General features: G+C 46.0%; 12 protein-coding genes. 11 read left to right on the plus strand and 1 reads right to left on the minus strand.

Annotated elements, in window-relative coordinates:
* Positions 1-43: 43 nt before the first annotated feature.
* A complete protein-coding gene (gene hldE / locus D1Z90_RS17265) occupies positions 44-1,471 on the plus strand; it encodes a bifunctional D-glycero-beta-D-manno-heptose-7-phosphate kinase/D-glycero-beta-D-manno-heptose 1-phosphate adenylyltransferase HldE (protein WP_119912044.1) in 1,428 nt (475 codons plus the stop codon).
* 82 nt (positions 1,472-1,553) lie between these two features.
* Here the strand turns inward: hldE and tolC are convergent, their stop codons facing one another.
* Positions 1,554-2,873: an outer membrane channel protein TolC gene (tolC, locus tag D1Z90_RS17270; RefSeq protein ID WP_119912045.1), complete on the minus strand. Its 1,320-nt coding sequence runs from the start codon at positions 2,871-2,873 to the stop codon at positions 1,554-1,556.
* A 236-nt stretch (positions 2,874-3,109) separates the two neighbouring features.
* Between tolC and nudF the strand changes: the two genes are divergently transcribed.
* From nudF to glyA, 10 genes are all read left to right on the plus strand, one after another.
* Positions 3,110-3,754 carry an ADP-ribose diphosphatase gene (gene nudF, locus D1Z90_RS17275; protein WP_119912046.1) on the plus strand — a complete coding sequence of 215 codons (645 nt, stop codon included), beginning with the start codon at positions 3,110-3,112 and terminating at the stop codon, positions 3,752-3,754.
* A gap of 9 nt (positions 3,755-3,763) precedes the next feature.
* Positions 3,764-4,216, plus strand: coding sequence for a DUF1249 domain-containing protein (locus D1Z90_RS17280; RefSeq protein WP_198419256.1), 453 nt, complete (start codon positions 3,764-3,766; stop codon positions 4,214-4,216).
* Complete coding sequence (gene cpdA / locus D1Z90_RS17285; protein ID WP_119912047.1) at positions 4,209-5,036, plus strand: 3',5'-cyclic-AMP phosphodiesterase; 828 nt, start codon at positions 4,209-4,211, stop codon at positions 5,034-5,036. The genes D1Z90_RS17280 and cpdA overlap by 8 nt, the downstream gene beginning before the upstream one ends.
* Positions 5,036-5,611 (plus strand): esterase YqiA, encoded by a 576-nt coding sequence (gene yqiA, locus D1Z90_RS17290; RefSeq protein ID WP_119912048.1) that lies wholly within the window; start codon positions 5,036-5,038, stop codon positions 5,609-5,611. Before cpdA ends, yqiA begins: the two co-directional genes overlap by 1 nt.
* A 10-nt stretch (positions 5,612-5,621) precedes the next feature.
* A complete protein-coding gene (parE, locus tag D1Z90_RS17295; protein ID WP_119912049.1) occupies positions 5,622-7,520 on the plus strand; it encodes a DNA topoisomerase IV subunit B in 1,899 nt (632 codons plus the stop codon).
* A 223-nt stretch (positions 7,521-7,743) separates the two neighbouring features.
* Complete coding sequence (locus D1Z90_RS17300) at positions 7,744-10,137, plus strand: putative bifunctional diguanylate cyclase/phosphodiesterase (protein WP_119912050.1); 2,394 nt, start codon at positions 7,744-7,746, stop codon at positions 10,135-10,137.
* A gap of 152 nt (positions 10,138-10,289) precedes the next feature.
* On the plus strand, positions 10,290-12,596 hold the full coding sequence (gene parC, locus D1Z90_RS17305; RefSeq protein ID WP_119912051.1) for a DNA topoisomerase IV subunit A: 2,307 nt from the start codon (positions 10,290-10,292) through the stop codon (positions 12,594-12,596).
* A gap of 9 nt (positions 12,597-12,605) precedes the next feature.
* Complete coding sequence (locus tag D1Z90_RS17310) at positions 12,606-13,355, plus strand: 1-acylglycerol-3-phosphate O-acyltransferase (protein ID WP_119912052.1); 750 nt, start codon at positions 12,606-12,608, stop codon at positions 13,353-13,355.
* Positions 13,352-13,714, plus strand: coding sequence for a ribonuclease E inhibitor RraB (rraB, locus tag D1Z90_RS17315; protein WP_119912053.1), 363 nt, complete (start codon positions 13,352-13,354; stop codon positions 13,712-13,714). The genes D1Z90_RS17310 and rraB overlap by 4 nt, the downstream gene beginning before the upstream one ends.
* A gap of 203 nt (positions 13,715-13,917) precedes the next feature.
* Positions 13,918-15,171 (plus strand): serine hydroxymethyltransferase, encoded by a 1,254-nt coding sequence (gene glyA / locus D1Z90_RS17320; protein ID WP_119912054.1) that lies wholly within the window; start codon positions 13,918-13,920, stop codon positions 15,169-15,171.
* Positions 15,172-15,367: the final 196 nt, after the last annotated feature.

Consider the following 15,367-nt stretch of genomic DNA (forward strand, 5'->3'; position numbering starts at 1 on the left):
CACTGTGATACACTGAGAGTAGCTTAGAGAATGAGAGTGATGAATGAAAATTACCCTGCCTGAATTTGATAACGCCAACATTTTAGTGGTTGGCGACGTAATGTTAGACCGCTACTGGCATGGCCCTACGGGCCGAATTTCCCCTGAAGCTCCAGTACCTGTTGTCAAGGTTGAGCAAATAGAAGAGCGCCCTGGCGGCGCAGCTAACGTGGCCTTAAACGTGGCGGCTTTGGGTGGCAAAGCTACTATTGTCGGCCTAACGGGGCAAGATGAAGCCGCTGAAAACCTGGCCCGCAGCCTTGAAAGCATGGGAATAAGCGCAGACTTTGAGCGTGTTAGTAGTCATCCTACCATTACCAAATTACGGGTGTTAAGCCGTCATCAGCAACTGATTCGGCTCGACTTTGAAGAATCGTTTGCGGGGCTTGATTGTGAGCCATTACTTGAGCGTATTCGCCAACAGCTGCCGCAAGTTAAAGTCGTGGTATTTTCTGATTATGCGAAAGGCGCGTTAAACCAAGTCAGTGACATGATTACCTTGGCCAAGCAAGCCGGTGCCCAGGTCTTGATCGATCCTAAAGGGTGCGACTTTGCGAAATATCGCGGAGCTGATTTATTAACGCCTAATTATTCAGAGTTTGAAGCCGTTGTCGGCCATTGTAATGACGAAGCGGAAATCGTGAGCAAAGGCCAGCAATTATTACAGCAATTTGACATTAAAGCGCTATTAGTCACACGCAGTGAACACGGTATGACTTTGATTCGTCAAGGGCAGGACGCGTTACACCTTTCGGCGCAGGCTCAGGAAGTATTTGATGTGACAGGCGCTGGCGATACCGTGATTGCGTCGTTAGCTGCTGCCTTGTCTGCTGGCGCGGAACTGGAAACTGCATGCGCCTTAGCCAATGTTGCCGCTGGTGTTGTAGTTGGCAAAATTGGTACATCAACGGTAAGCCCAATTGAATTGGCCAATGCTGTTTATGGGCAACAAGAAACAGGCTTTGGCGTAGTATCGCAAAGTCAGCTTATGGCGGCGGTAAATGCTGCTCATCGACGTGGTGAGAAGGTAGTGATGACCAATGGCTGCTTCGATATCATTCATGCGGGTCACGTATCGTACCTGAATAGCGCCAGAGAGCTGGGTGACAGATTGATTGTCGCGGTGAACTCAGACGAGTCTGTGCGTGGCTTGAAAGGTGATGGTAGACCCGTCAATCCACTAGAGCGGAGAATGGCGGTGTTAGCCGGTCTCGGCGCCGTAGACTGGGTGGTGCCGTTTAATGAACCTACACCGCAAAGTCTGATTGCGGGTGTGCTGCCTGACCTATTGGTCAAAGGCGGCGATTACCGGCCCGAAGACATTGCTGGTGGGCAAGAGGTGATAGCCAATGGTGGCGAAGTGCAGGTGTTGCAATTTGAAAACGGTTGTTCTACCACAGAGATCATCAAGGCGATTCGTCACCAAGATTAACGTTGTGGCTCAGCTTCAGGTGATTTAACAACAATAAAAAAGCCGCCAACAGGCGGCTTTTTTATTGCTTTGGCGTCACAGGCTACTTTTTGGCAACCATTAAACCGGCATTGATCAGCTGGATATCTTGCTCAGACAACACGCCTGCGGCGTATTTTAGGTTGAGCATACTGATGATGTAGTCATAACGCGCGTTAGACAGTAGATCTTTAGACTCATAAAGTTTACGGGTGGCGTCTAAAACGTCAACTATGGTACGCGTCCCTACTTCAAAACCGGCTTCAACGGCTTTTAGCGCACTTTCAGAAGACACTACGGTTTGCTCATAGGCTTTGATAGTACTGATAGATGCTGCCACGTTGTTGTAGTTACTGCGAATTTGCGTTTGAACACTGCGGTAAGTTTTCTCTAGCTCTTCGCTGGCGGAAACATAATTGAATTGTGCCTGTTTAACACGAGATGTGATGGCACCACCTGTGTACAAGGGCATATTGAAGTTCACGCCTATGTTGCCATTGGTGAGGTCACCATCAGGCGTAAAGTCATTTTTGTAATCAGTGCCGTTAACACCAACACCTGCAACTAAGTCGACAGTTGGTAGATGGCCTGTTTCTGCGAGTTCAATTTGTGTTTTGGCGATGTCTTTGGCAATACGTTGAGTGTGCAAGGCTAAGTTTTCGTTTTCAGCTTTTGATAACCAATTGGCAGAGCTGCCATCTGGCATCATAGGGTCAAAACGGTCGATATTAAGCACATTGATGTTGCTAACCTCAACGCCGGTAAGCTCACGCAGCGCTTCATAGCTATTGGTCAAGGTGTTTTGCGCTTGAATTTCATTTGCCAAGGTACGGTCATGTTCAGCTTGGGCTTCATGAACGTCGGTGATCGCCGTGAGACCCACTTCAAATCGTTGTTTGGTTTGCTCAAGTTGACGAGACACCGCGCGCTTGTTTGCTTTTACCGCAGATAAGGCGTCAGTTGCTCGTAATACTTCGAAGTATGCTTGAGACGTACGCAGGATTAATTGCTGAGTTTGATTGCCGTATACCGTGTCTGCTTGGGTCGCCGCTTTTTCGGTAATGGTTAGCGTGGTCCAGTAATCTTGACGGTACAGCGCTTGACTTAATGAAACGTTGGCGCCGTAGTTAGCGTTGGTGCCTTGGTCACTTTTATTGGTTTTGTTATAACCTGCGGTCAAGCCTAAGCCTATTTGAGGCAATAAACTGGCGCGGCTCTCATTGACTTTTTCGAAAGCTGAATCACGATCTGCTAATGCTTGTAAAATTTGTGGATCTTTTACTTTCGCTTGCTCGTAGATTTGTTCGATATCATCTGCAAATGAGACATTGCTTAGGCTTGATAAAGCCACCAAAGTGGCGACATTAAGCAGAGTTTTTTTCATTTCAACCTTTCCTTTCACAGGCTCGCGCGTCTGTAATGGTTATGTTTTAAGTATAAAAATTGTCTCACCAATAGCAGCGAGATGAAAACGAGTTTATGGTCTTGCAGTCATGGCAACTATGATCCTCGCCATGTTTTTTATAGTATGGACTGCTGTTTCCATATAATAGCGCAAACTTTAAAAGTTTACGTCATAACTGCTGCAACAATATCAACCTTTTCAGGACTATGTAAACCATGAAGCCAGAGTTAACAAAAAATAACTGTTTTAACAAAGACGATGTTGAAATTATCTCAAAGAAAAAATTGTACCAAGGCTTCTTCGAGGCAAACAGTTATCGCTTTAAGCACAGGCTATTTGCCGGCGGGTGGAGCCCTGAAATTGAGCGTGAAATCTTTGAACGTGGCCATGCCGCGGCGGTATTGTTGTTTGACATAGAAGCAGATGCCTTTGTGTTGGTTGAGCAATTTCGTTTTGGTGCGCTCGAAACAAGTGATACACCTTGGCTCTTGGAAATGGTGGCAGGCATTATTGAACCAGGAGAAGTGGCTGCAGAAGTGGTAGAGCGTGAAGCGCAGGAAGAAGCCGGCGTCGTCATTAGCAATATCATGCCAATGCTCAGCTATTTAGTGAGTCCTGGTGGCTGTACAGAAAAAATAGACTTGTTTGTGGCTCAGGTGGACAGCAGTCAAGCGCAAGGAATACATGGTTTAGAGGAAGAGGGTGAAGATATTCGCGTGCAAGTTGTCAGTCGCACCCAAGCCAATGAATTACTAGAACAAGGCGTTATCAATAACGCTGCCACTGTGATTGCGTTACAATGGCTGCAACTAAACTTAGACAAGGTAATACGGACTTGGCAAAGCCAGGCTCCGGCTTAAGGGGACGCTGTGACCATAAAGGGTAAACAAGCATACACGCCGAACCTTGGCAAATTTATGCGCTTGTGTGAGACCAACTACATACAGTTGATCAATTTGTTGCCGGCTAACTTTACCCAGCGTCAAGGGTTTGATTTTTCTGCGGGTGAGGGCATTCATTATCAAATTCATGTGCTAGAGCAGAGCCCTTATACCAGTTTACTAAAAGTGCAACAATTAGCGGAAAATCAACCTCACTATATGATGCCAGTGATACGGGTACGACTTTATCACGACGCAAGGCTAGCGGAAGTGTGTGCTAGTCAACATATTTATTATTTGGAGCCGAAATATGATTACCCAAATGATAAAATGCACCACAAAGACGAAAAACTTCAAGTGAACTTGTTCTTAGCCGAATGGCTAAAGTTTTGTATCGAACATGGCTATTGCCGCCAGCAAATTTTTAAAGCGAATGACTGAACAGATTTTACAGCTAGCGACAGACAAACAAGGTGATTTAACCTTACTGCAAATGACCGACACCCATTTGTACAGTGAGCCAGATGGCGAGCTGCTAGGGGTCAATACTCGCGACAGTTTCTTAGCTGTAATGGAGGCTGTGTTGGCGCAGTCTCAGCAATATCAAGCGGTATTGGCTACGGGTGATATCTCTCAAGACCACACGGAAGCATCTTACCGTGTCTTTACCGAGCAGGCGAAAAAATTAAGTGCGCCTTGCTTTTGGTTACCAGGTAATCATGACTTCCAGCCTGCCTTACAAACCGAGTTTGCCGCGGCGGGTATTTCAGCTTGCAAACACATTATTTCTGAATACTGGCAGTTGGTGTTATTGGACACTCAAGTGGTGGGCGTACCTCATGGTCAAGTTTCTGAACAACAGTTAGGGTTTCTGAAACGCGCGCTGGGTCAGTATCCAGACAAACATGCGTTGGTGTTATTACATCATCACAGTGTGCCCGCTGGTTGCGCCTGGTTAGATCAACACAGTCTAAAAAATGCGGATGATTTGTTTGCCGTGCTAGCACAGCATGACAATGCGAATACACTATTGTGTGGTCATATTCACCAAACCATGGATAAGCAATATCAAGGGGTTAGACTGCTTGCAACGCCTTCTACCTGTATTCAGTTTAAGCCTAATAGTGATGATTTTGCCCTTGACCAGCAAGAGCCTGGTTGGCGTTACCTTACGTTGAAAGCCAATGGTGAAGTTGACACTCAAGTACACCGTCTCATCGATGCGGGTTTTGTGCCTGATGCTAACGCCACAGGTTATTAATGCAACCTGTCATTATTTACATCCACGGTTTTAATAGCTCTCCGCAATCATTTAAAGCGGTGCAGGTTAAGAGTTACCTTGATACTCATCGCCCAGATATCATCTTTGAGTGCCACCAAATGCCAGCTTACCCTCAGCAGGCTTGGCAGTTTATTGAGTCGATTGTGGCCCGCCATCAGGGTGCCAATATCGGCTTTATAGGCAGCTCTTTGGGCGGTTTTTTGAGTACAAAAGCCTGTGAACACTTTCATTGCCGTGCTGTTTTGATTAACCCTGCGGTAAAGCCTTATGAGCTACTTGTAGAATATTTAGGCGTCAATACCAACCCATACACCCAACAATCCTATGTGCTTACAGAGCAACACATCACTGAGCTGAGACAGCTGGATGTAGCCCATATTTCACGCCCGAGTGATATTTGGGCATTGCTGCAAACCGCTGATGAAGTGCTTGATTACCGTCAAGCTGAGCTAAAATACCAAGCATGCAGGCTTACCATAGAGCCTGGTGGCGATCATTCTTTTGTGGGCTTTGAACGTCATATCAGTGATATAGTCCAATTTCTAGCATTGTAACGGAAACACCATGAGCAACCAGTATAACTCTGATGCCATCGAGGTATTAAACGGTCTTGAACCTGTGCGCCGTCGCCCAGGCATGTATACCGATACCCAGCGTCCTAACCACCTTGGCCAAGAGGTAATCGATAACAGCGTCGACGAAGCTTTGGCTGGTTTTGCCAGTAATGTCACTGTGGTGTTACATGAAGACCACTCGTTAGAGGTCATTGATGATGGCCGCGGTATGCCTGTTGATATTCACCCCGAAGAAGGAGTGTCAGGGGTTGAATTAATCCTTTGCAAATTGCATGCGGGGGGCAAGTTCTCGGGCAAAAACTATCAATTTTCTGGTGGTTTGCACGGCGTAGGTATTTCCGTGGTGAACGCTTTATCAAGTCGAGTTGAAGTCAATATTCGCCGTGAAGGACAAGTATACAGTATTGCCTTCGAGCACGGTGATAAGGTCGAAGACCTCTCGATCACCGGCACTTGTGGCAAACGTAACTCGGGTACTAGCGTGCATTTTTGGCCTGATGCACAATATTTTGATTCTGCCAATTTCTCGGTTTCGCGTTTATTGCATAACTTAAAAGCCAAGGCGGTGCTTTGTCCTGGTTTAACCATTAAATTCAAAGACAAGGTGAATAAGAAAGATCACCAATGGTGTTACCAAGATGGCCTAAAAGACTACCTGTCTGAAGCGGTGAAAGAGTGGACATGTCTACCCGAAAGCCCGTTCATTGGCGCTTTTTCTGCCAATACTGAAGCGGCAGACTGGGCGCTATGCTGGTTGCCAGAAGGTGGAGACAGTATTGCTGAGAGTTACGTTAACCTCATTCCCACCGCTCAAGGCGGTACTCATGTGAATGGCCTGCGCCAAGGCTTACTCGAAGCCATGCGTGAGTTTTGTGAGTTTAGAAACTTGATCCCGCGTGGCATTAAGCTGACTGCGGATGATATTTGGGATAAGTGTGCTTATATCCTGTCAGTCAAAATCCAAGACCCTCAATTTGCCGGTCAAACAAAAGAGCGCTTGTCGTCACGCCAATGCGCAGCGTTTGTTTCTGGCGTGGTTAAAGACGCATTTAGCCTGTGGTTAAATGGCCACACTGATGTGGCTGAGCAGTTGGCTGAATTATGCATCAGCAATGCCCAGCGCCGCCTTAGACAGAGTAAAAAAGTGGCTCGTAAAAAGGTCACGCAAGGGCCTGCTCTGCCTGGTAAGCTCACCGATTGTTCCAGCCAAGAGCCGTTGCGCAGCGAATTGTTTTTAGTGGAGGGTGACTCTGCTGGCGGCAGCGCGAAACAAGCCCGAGATCGAGAGTTTCAGGCCATCATGCCGTTACGCGGTAAAATCCTCAATACGTGGGAAGTCGAAGCGGGTCAAGTGTTGGCGTCTCAAGAAGTGCATGATATTTCTGTGGCCATTGGCCTTGACCCAGACTCGGAAGACTTATCTGGCCTGCGTTATGGAAAAGTGTGTATTTTAGCCGATGCCGATTCTGATGGACTGCACATTGCCACCTTGTTGTGCGCGCTGTTTGTGCGTCATTTCAATGCCTTGGTCGCCGCTGGTCACGTGTTTGTCGCGATGCCACCTTTATATCGCATCGATGTTGGCAAAGAAGTGTTTTACGCCCTGGATGAAGATGAGAAAAACGGCATATTAGATCGCATCACCGCCGAAAAGAAACGCGGCAAAGTTAACGTACAACGCTTTAAAGGTTTGGGTGAAATGAACCCGCTACAGCTGCGTGAAACCACCATGGATCCTAATACTCGGCGGTTAGTGCAACTGACCATAGACGACAGCGAAGAAATGATGCAAATCATGGATATGTTGCTGGCGAAAAAGCGCTCATCTGATCGTCGTGAATGGCTAGAAAAGAAAGGTGATATGGCGTCAGCTTTATTCGAAGACTAAGCTTGAGACATGAGTGCGATTTGAATATGACACTAAGATGACTGTTTATCTAAAAAACTTAACAAAAAAAGTATAAATGACATCATAACTACTTTTTAAACGCACATTCTAAGACTTTCATACTAGGAAGAGGGCAAGTTCTCAGCTAGAATTTTGCCCTCATATATTAGAGTGGGAGGATATTCTATCTGAATATGTCTGTCACAAGGCTTAGGGCGTCGCGGTGAAATCAGGTATTAATTTAGGCTTAGGTAAAAAAGTAATGGGAGTAACATTTTTGTTACTGCTGGTTATTTTTACCGGTTATACCTATTTAAACCTCAACAATCTGAGTAACTTTTTCGAGTTAGAGCGGCGCGTTGTATTTAGCTACCAAAAGCATCAAACCCAGCAATATTACGAAGAAATTTACAGCCGCGTGGACGCATTAGCCAGCCAACTGCAGGCCAGTAACCGCATTAGCTCAGTCAACCTCTCCAATGATAAAAACCTAAGACGCATTGTGAAAGAGATCCGTGGCCGTAAGTCGTTACCGGTTAATGCCTTATTGCTGGTGGACCCTAACGGTGAAGTGCTTGCTCGGTCTAATGAGATGAGCTTAGATCGCCAAACTCGTTTATGGATTGCCAACGCCGAGCAGCATAACAGTGAGCACTGGTTTGTGTTTTGCCGTAACTCGTGCCAAGTACTGTTTAAAAGCGAAGCTAAATTTGGCGCGGGTAATCAGTTGGTTTTTGTCTTACCGTTTGACAAAATGCAGCCGCTTTCCACTTCTGATGCCAGCAGCTTTCAAATTCTTCTGGAACAAAAATCCAACGGCGATATGCAATACGTATTTACTCGTAGGGTGCGTAATTTCGATTTCAATTTACTCAAACAGCACCTCACAGTCGCGTCGGTAAATCGCGGGGAAGGCAATGTTAACATTGGTCCGCGTAATTATGAATTTCGTGGCTACAAAATCTACAACACCAACTTACCTGGTCAAGCTTACTTCTTAATTGTTAATGATATTAGTGACTTACATGCGCTACTAAAAGGTGCAACCTACAACAACGTGATCTATGGTGTGGGTGCTCTGATTTTAGCTATCTTACTGATGTTGTTTTTGTTGCGTAAACCCTTACGCCGGATCCGTCATATCATTCAATCTTTGCCTTTGTTGGCCCGCTCTCAGCACGAAGAGTTTCGCCGTATCGTTGAAGATCAAGGCATGCAGGAACAGTTTGCCGATGAATCGGATGAGTTAGGCCAAGCCAGTATATCGTTGTCGCGTCAGCTGCAAGAGCTGGAGGGTGAACTGGTTCAACGTGCCGACGAGCTAGAGTGGCTGGTTAATCATGACCCGCTCACCGAGTTGCCTAACCGGCGCATGTTTAATATTGAAATCATTAAGCGTTTAGAGCAGACCGAACAAGGCTGTCTATTGTTTATGGATCTCGATAACTTTAAATACGTCAATGATATTAGCGGTCATACGGCCGGTGACATGATGCTTACTCAAGTCGCTAATACGTTAGAAAAACTGTTGCCAAGCAACGCCTTGTTAGCACGGATCAGTGGTGATGAGTTTGCCATATTCTTACAGGATGTCGATCTCGGTGCTGCGCAAGTTGTAGCACAGCGTATTTTGCAGTTAATTAGCGAAGTGTGTGTGGCGGGGCGGGAAGAAATTCACATGGCGTCGGTCAGTATTGGCGTAGTGGCTTATCCTGAGCACGGGTTTAGCTTGTCGGAGCTGCTTTCAAAAGCCGATATAGCCATGTATCAGGCAAAAGATTTGGGTAAAAATCGCTTAGCAGTGTATCACTCAGAAAATGTTGGCTCTAAAGTGAATAACGATTGGTATTGGCTAGCCAAAGCGCAACGTGCGATTGAAGAGAACTTATTAAGCCTGCATTTTCAGCCCATTTATAATAATCAAACTAACTCGGTTGGCCACTGGGAAGTGTTACTGCGGGTACAAGATGAGAAAGGTGAGCTATGCTCCCCTTACCAGCTTATACTCGCGGCAGAAAAAAATGGCTATATTACCCAGCTTGATCTGTGGGTCATCAATGCTGCCCTCGATCAATTATTGGCTAATCATCAGCGGGGCATTAAGCAGCGTCTAGCGATTAACCTTTCGGCCAAGTCGTTTAGTGATGACCAAGCCATCATGCAAATTAAACATGCAATTGTCAGCCGCGGCGTGGATGGCTCGCAGTTGATCATTGAAATTACGGAAACCGCCGCCTTGTCGAATATGGTGCAAGCGGTTGAGCATATCAATGTGCTCAAGAGTTTAGGCTGTGAAATTGCCCTGGATGATTTCGGGGTTGGCTACTCATCGTTCCATTCACTGAAATCACTGCCATTAGATTATATTAAGATTGATGGCTCATTTGTGAAAGACTGCCCGCAGCGCCCAGATGACCAAGTTTTTATCAAAGCGTTGATCGATATCGCTCACAACTTCGGGCACAAAACCGTGGCCGAATTTGTTGAAAACCAAGAAATACAATTAATGATGGCGTCGTTTGGCGTTGACTACTCTCAAGGCTATTATATCGGTAAACCTATGCCTGCAGAGCAAGCGTGGCCATCGACCCAAGACCAGACACAAAAATGCCACTAGGTGGCGTCATTTATCTTTGATAAATCACAAAAATGCCTCACTGGCTGCGATAATTCATCAATTGTCCACTGAGCCTGCAAAGGATTCATGTATAGTGTAGGCGTTTGTCTCAATTTTCAGGATTCCCTGGCGATTATTGAAAGGAAATAGTTATGACGGATGCCGCTGATATGAGCTTAGATGGCGTCGAGCAGTTACCGCTGCGCCAATTCACAGAACAAGCTTATCTCAATTATTCAATGTACGTAATCATGGACCGCGCATTGCCGCACATCGGCGACGGCTTAAAGCCGGTGCAGCGCCGTATAGTTTACGCCATGAGTGAATTAGGCTTATCCGCTGCAGCCAAATACAAAAAATCGGCTCGAACCGTCGGTGATGTACTCGGTAAATATCATCCTCACGGTGACAGTGCTTGTTACGAAGCCATGGTATTAATGGCGCAGCCATTTTCCTATCGTTACCCGTTAGTCGACGGCCAAGGAAACTGGGGCGCGGCAGACGATCCGAAATCCTTTGCTGCAATGCGTTATACCGAAGCCAAACTGTCTAAGTTTGCTGAAGTGCTATTAGCAGAGCTTGGCTCTGGCACGTCAGATTGGGCGCCAAACTTTGATGGCACCTTAAGAGAACCTAAGGTACTGCCTGCGCGTTTGCCGCATATTTTACTCAATGGCGTCACCGGCATTGCGGTGGGAATGGCCACGGATATTCCGCCTCACAACGTAAAAGAGCTGGCAGCAGCTTGTTGTCATTTATTGGAAAAGCCAAAAAGCGAACTCCATGACTTGATGCAGTTTGTAAAAGGGCCTGATTACCCAACTGAAGCTGAAATAATCACCCCTGAAAAAGACATCGAAAAGATTTATCAAACGGGGCGTGGCAGCATTAAAATGCGTGCAGTTTACAGCTATGAAAATGGCGAAGTGGTCATCTCTGCGCTGCCGCATCAATGTTCGGGAGCAAAAGTGCTAGAGCAAATCGCGTCGCAAATGCAGGCTAAAAAGCTGCCTATGGTGGCAGATTTACGCGATGAGTCAGACCATGAAAACCCAACCCGATTAGTGATTATTCCTCGTTCAAACCGAGTGGACGTTGAGCAATTAATGCAACATTTATTTGCTTCTACTGATTTAGAAAAAAACTATCGCGTTAACCTGAATATGCTGGGGTTGGACAACCGCCCACAAGTGAAAGGGTTAAAGCAAATTCTCAGTGAGTGGCTGACCTACCGCAGGGAAGTTGTGCGTCGCCGCTTGCAGTACCGATTAGACAAAATACTGGCTCGCTTGCATATTCTTGATGGCTTGTTGGTAGCTTATCTCAATATAGATGAAGTCATTGAGATCATCCGTAATTATGATGACCCTAAAGCAGAGTTAATTAGTCGTTTTAACCTCAGTCAAATCCAAGCGGAAGCGATTCTTGAAATTAAGTTGCGTCAACTGGCTAAGCTGGAAGAAATTAAAATCCGCGGCGAACAAGATGAGTTAAACAAAGAGCGTGAAAAACTAGAGCTGACACTTGGCTCTGAACGCCGAATGTCGACGTTGTTGAAAAAAGAAATTCAAGCTGACGCAGAGAAGTACGGTGATGAACGCCGCTCACCCATCATCGAACGCAAAGAAGCCAAAGCCTTATCTGAAAAAGAGCTGATGCCAAGTGAAGCCGTGACCGTAGTATTGTCAGAAAAAGGCTGGGTACGTTGCGCCAAGGGTCATGATGTTGATGCCCAAGGTTTAAGTTATAAAGCCGGCGACGGGTTTCTGGCCAGTGCTAAAGGCCGCAGCAATCAGCCTTGTGTCTTTCTAGATAGTGGCGGGCGCTCCTTTGCCCTTGAACCTCACACTTTACCGTCAGCGCGTTCACAAGGAGAGCCGCTAACAGGGCGCTTCAACCTAACGCCTGGAATGGAGTTTGTGGCTACGATAATGGCGAGCGATGACAGCAACTTCCTGATTTGTTCTGATGCCGGATACGGTTTTATCGGACAGTTTGCCGATATGGTGAGCCGTAATAAAAACGGTAAGGCATTATTGAGTCTACCAAAAGGTGGCCAAGTGATGGCGCCACAAACCGTTGCTAACTTCGACAATGATAATTGTTTAATTATTACCAATGAAGGACGTATGTTGCTATTTCCTGTCAGCAGTTTACCGAAATTAAGCAAAGGTAAAGGCAATAAGCTAATAGGCATTGCAGCTGCGCGTGTGGCTGAACGCGAAGAGTTTGTTACCAAGATAGCCTTAGTACCGCAAGGGGCAAACGTTACCTTATTTGCCGGTAAGCGCAAGTTAACGTTAAAACCGAACGACTTAGAACACTACGCCGGAGAGCGTGGTCGCAGAGGTAATAAACTGCCTCGAGGCTTGCAACGTGTTGATAATTTAGAAGTGGAACCTATAATCACCGAGTCTTTGCCTGATGATGCAAATACATCATCACCAAACCCAGAATAAGAGGCCTTTATGCTGTTTGTGTTACGTGGCATTTTGCTCACGATTTATTTTATTTCAATTTGTGTCATTGGCACGGTGTTTAGTTTGTTTAACCCCCGTAATCCAAAAAACACTTCTCGCTTTGCTCAGTTATTTGCCAAAGCGGCACCCTTTTTAGGCATTAAGTTGGTGGTGCGTTTACCCCATAATGCCAGCGATCTTGGACCTGCGGTGCATATCGCTAATCACCAAAATAACTATGACATGGTGACCTTAACCGCCGCCGTATTACCTGGCGTGGTTTCGATCGGTAAAAAGAGCCTAGCTTGGATCCCCTTCTTCGGCCAGCTATATTGGCTTACCGGTAATATTTTGATTGACCGTGATAACCGTGGCCGCGCCATTAACACCATAGGTACAGTGGCCGATAAAATTAAGCAGGGGCACTTGTCAGTAATGATGTTTCCTGAAGGCACTCGCAGCCGAGGTCGCGGTTTTATGAAGTTTAAAACAGGCGCTTTTCACACGGCGATTCAAGCCGGAGTGCCTATTGTGCCTACCGTGGTTTCTGATACCCATGATCAAGTGAATTGGAATCGACGTGACAATGGCGAAGTGATTGTGGAAATGCTTGAGCCAATAGAAACAAAAGGTTACACAAAAGCAGACGTACGCGAACTGATGGCTCTATGCCAAGAGCGCATGGAACAGAAGTATATTGAGCTAAGTGAAGAGGCTAAGCGCCATGGCAATGGTGCAGCCAAGGGGAAAGAGGCATGAGTGATTTTGACGCGTTATTGAAAGAGTTTGAACAAGAAGGCATAGAAACCATTGAAAGCTTGCTGGAAGACGGCAGTGATCCTGATGGCGAATACATGATAGAGCACCACATTGCTTCAACGGATTTTGATACCTTAGAAAAAGCCGCAATAGCCTGCTTTAAAAAAGGCTATGAGGTGACAGATCCAGAAGAACTTGAGTTGGAAGACGGTTCAACCGTGTACAGCTTTGACGTAGTGGTAGAAATGGAACTTTCGCCAGAAGCCATTCTTGAAGATACAAGCGTACTGTTGCAGTTATGTGAGTCATTTGACATCTCTTATGACGGCTGGGGCACGTATTTTGAAGAAGAAGCTTAAAACCTAAGCTGCTTAAAAAGCCAGCAAAAGCTGGCTTTTTTTATGCTTAATTTTCAAGTAGATAAAACCAATAATGAAAGCCTTTCACGGAGGGCATTAATTTTATTCAACATTTAGCGCTGGGAAATGTGACCCAGTGCATGTAAAATACTTGCCTTAATTGATACCCCCAGAAGTAATTTGCATTTAGTCAGGAGATACGGATGCTAAAGCGTGATATGAATATAGCTGATTATGATCCAGAGTTATGGGAATCCATGACCAATGAAGTGGTTCGCCAAGAAGAGCACATCGAGCTCATCGCCTCTGAAAACTACACAAGCCCACGTGTAATGGAAGCGCAAGGCAGCCAACTGACTAACAAATATGCTGAAGGTTACCCTTACAAGCGTTATTACGGCGGTTGTGAGTACGTAGACATTGCTGAGCAATTGGCTATTGACCGTGCGAAAGAATTATTTGGTGCGGATTACGCAAACGTACAACCTCACGCTGGCTCACAAGCGAACTCGGCGGTTTACCAAGCACTATTGAACCCAGGCGATACTATTTTAGGCATGAGCCTAGCTCACGGTGGTCACCTGACTCACGGCGCATCTGTAAGCTCTTCAGGTAAAATCTACAACGCTGTTCAGTACGGTATTAACCCAGAAACTGGCAAGCTAGATTACGATGAAATTGAGCGCTTGGCTGTAGAGCATAAACCAAAAATGGTTGTGGCAGGCTTCTCTGCTTACTCAGGCATTGTTGATTGGCAGCGTTTTCGTGATATCGCGGATAAAGTTGGCGCATACCTTTTCGTAGACATGGCACACATTGCAGGTCTAGTTGCGGCGGGTCTATACCCGAACCCAGTGCAAATTGCTGACATTACGACGACAACGACTCACAAAACACTTGCGGGCCCACGTGGTGGTTTGATCTTAGCGAAAGCCAACGAAGAAATTGAGAAAAAGCTAAACTCAGCGGTATTCCCTGGTGGTCAAGGCGGCCCTCTAATGCACGTTATTGCTGCAAAAGCGGTAGCATTCAAAGAAGCGATGGAGCCAGAGTTTAAAGTTTACCAGCAAGGCGTATTAGATAACGCAAAAGCCATGGTAGAAGTATTTAAAGCGCGTGGCTTTAAAATTGTTTCTGACGGCACCGACAACCACTTATTCTTGGTTGACCTAATTGGTAAAGAGTACACAGGTAAAGACGCTGACGCAGCCCTAGGCCGTGCGAATATCACTGTAAACAAGAACTCTGTACCAAACGATCCTCGTTCTCCTTTTGTTACTTCAGGTTTACGCGTAGGTACGCCTGCACTAACACGTCGTGGCGTAAATGCCGAGCAAGCGGCTGCACTAGCAGGTTGGATGTGTGACGTACTTGATAACATCAACGATGACGCTGTTATCGAAGAGGTTAAAGGCAAAGTGGTTGAGCTGTGTAAAGCGAACCCTGTTTACGCTTAATTAAGTTGTGCGACACGCAATACTAAAAAGGCTGCCAATAGGCAGCCTTTTTGAATTAGGTCGTGTAACAAGCTATCAAGCCTACTCAATACCTTAATAATTATAACCGCTTTGGCATCAGCGACTGAAAGTCTTGAATGGAGTAAGACAATAGCTGTGTGAACAATCAATAACCAACATCGGCGATGCGCTACCT

Origin of the sequence: Motilimonas pumila, from assembly GCF_003596335.1 — a bacterium.
Lineage (GTDB): Bacteria > Pseudomonadota > Gammaproteobacteria > Enterobacterales > CBDFNC01 > Motilimonas > Motilimonas pumila.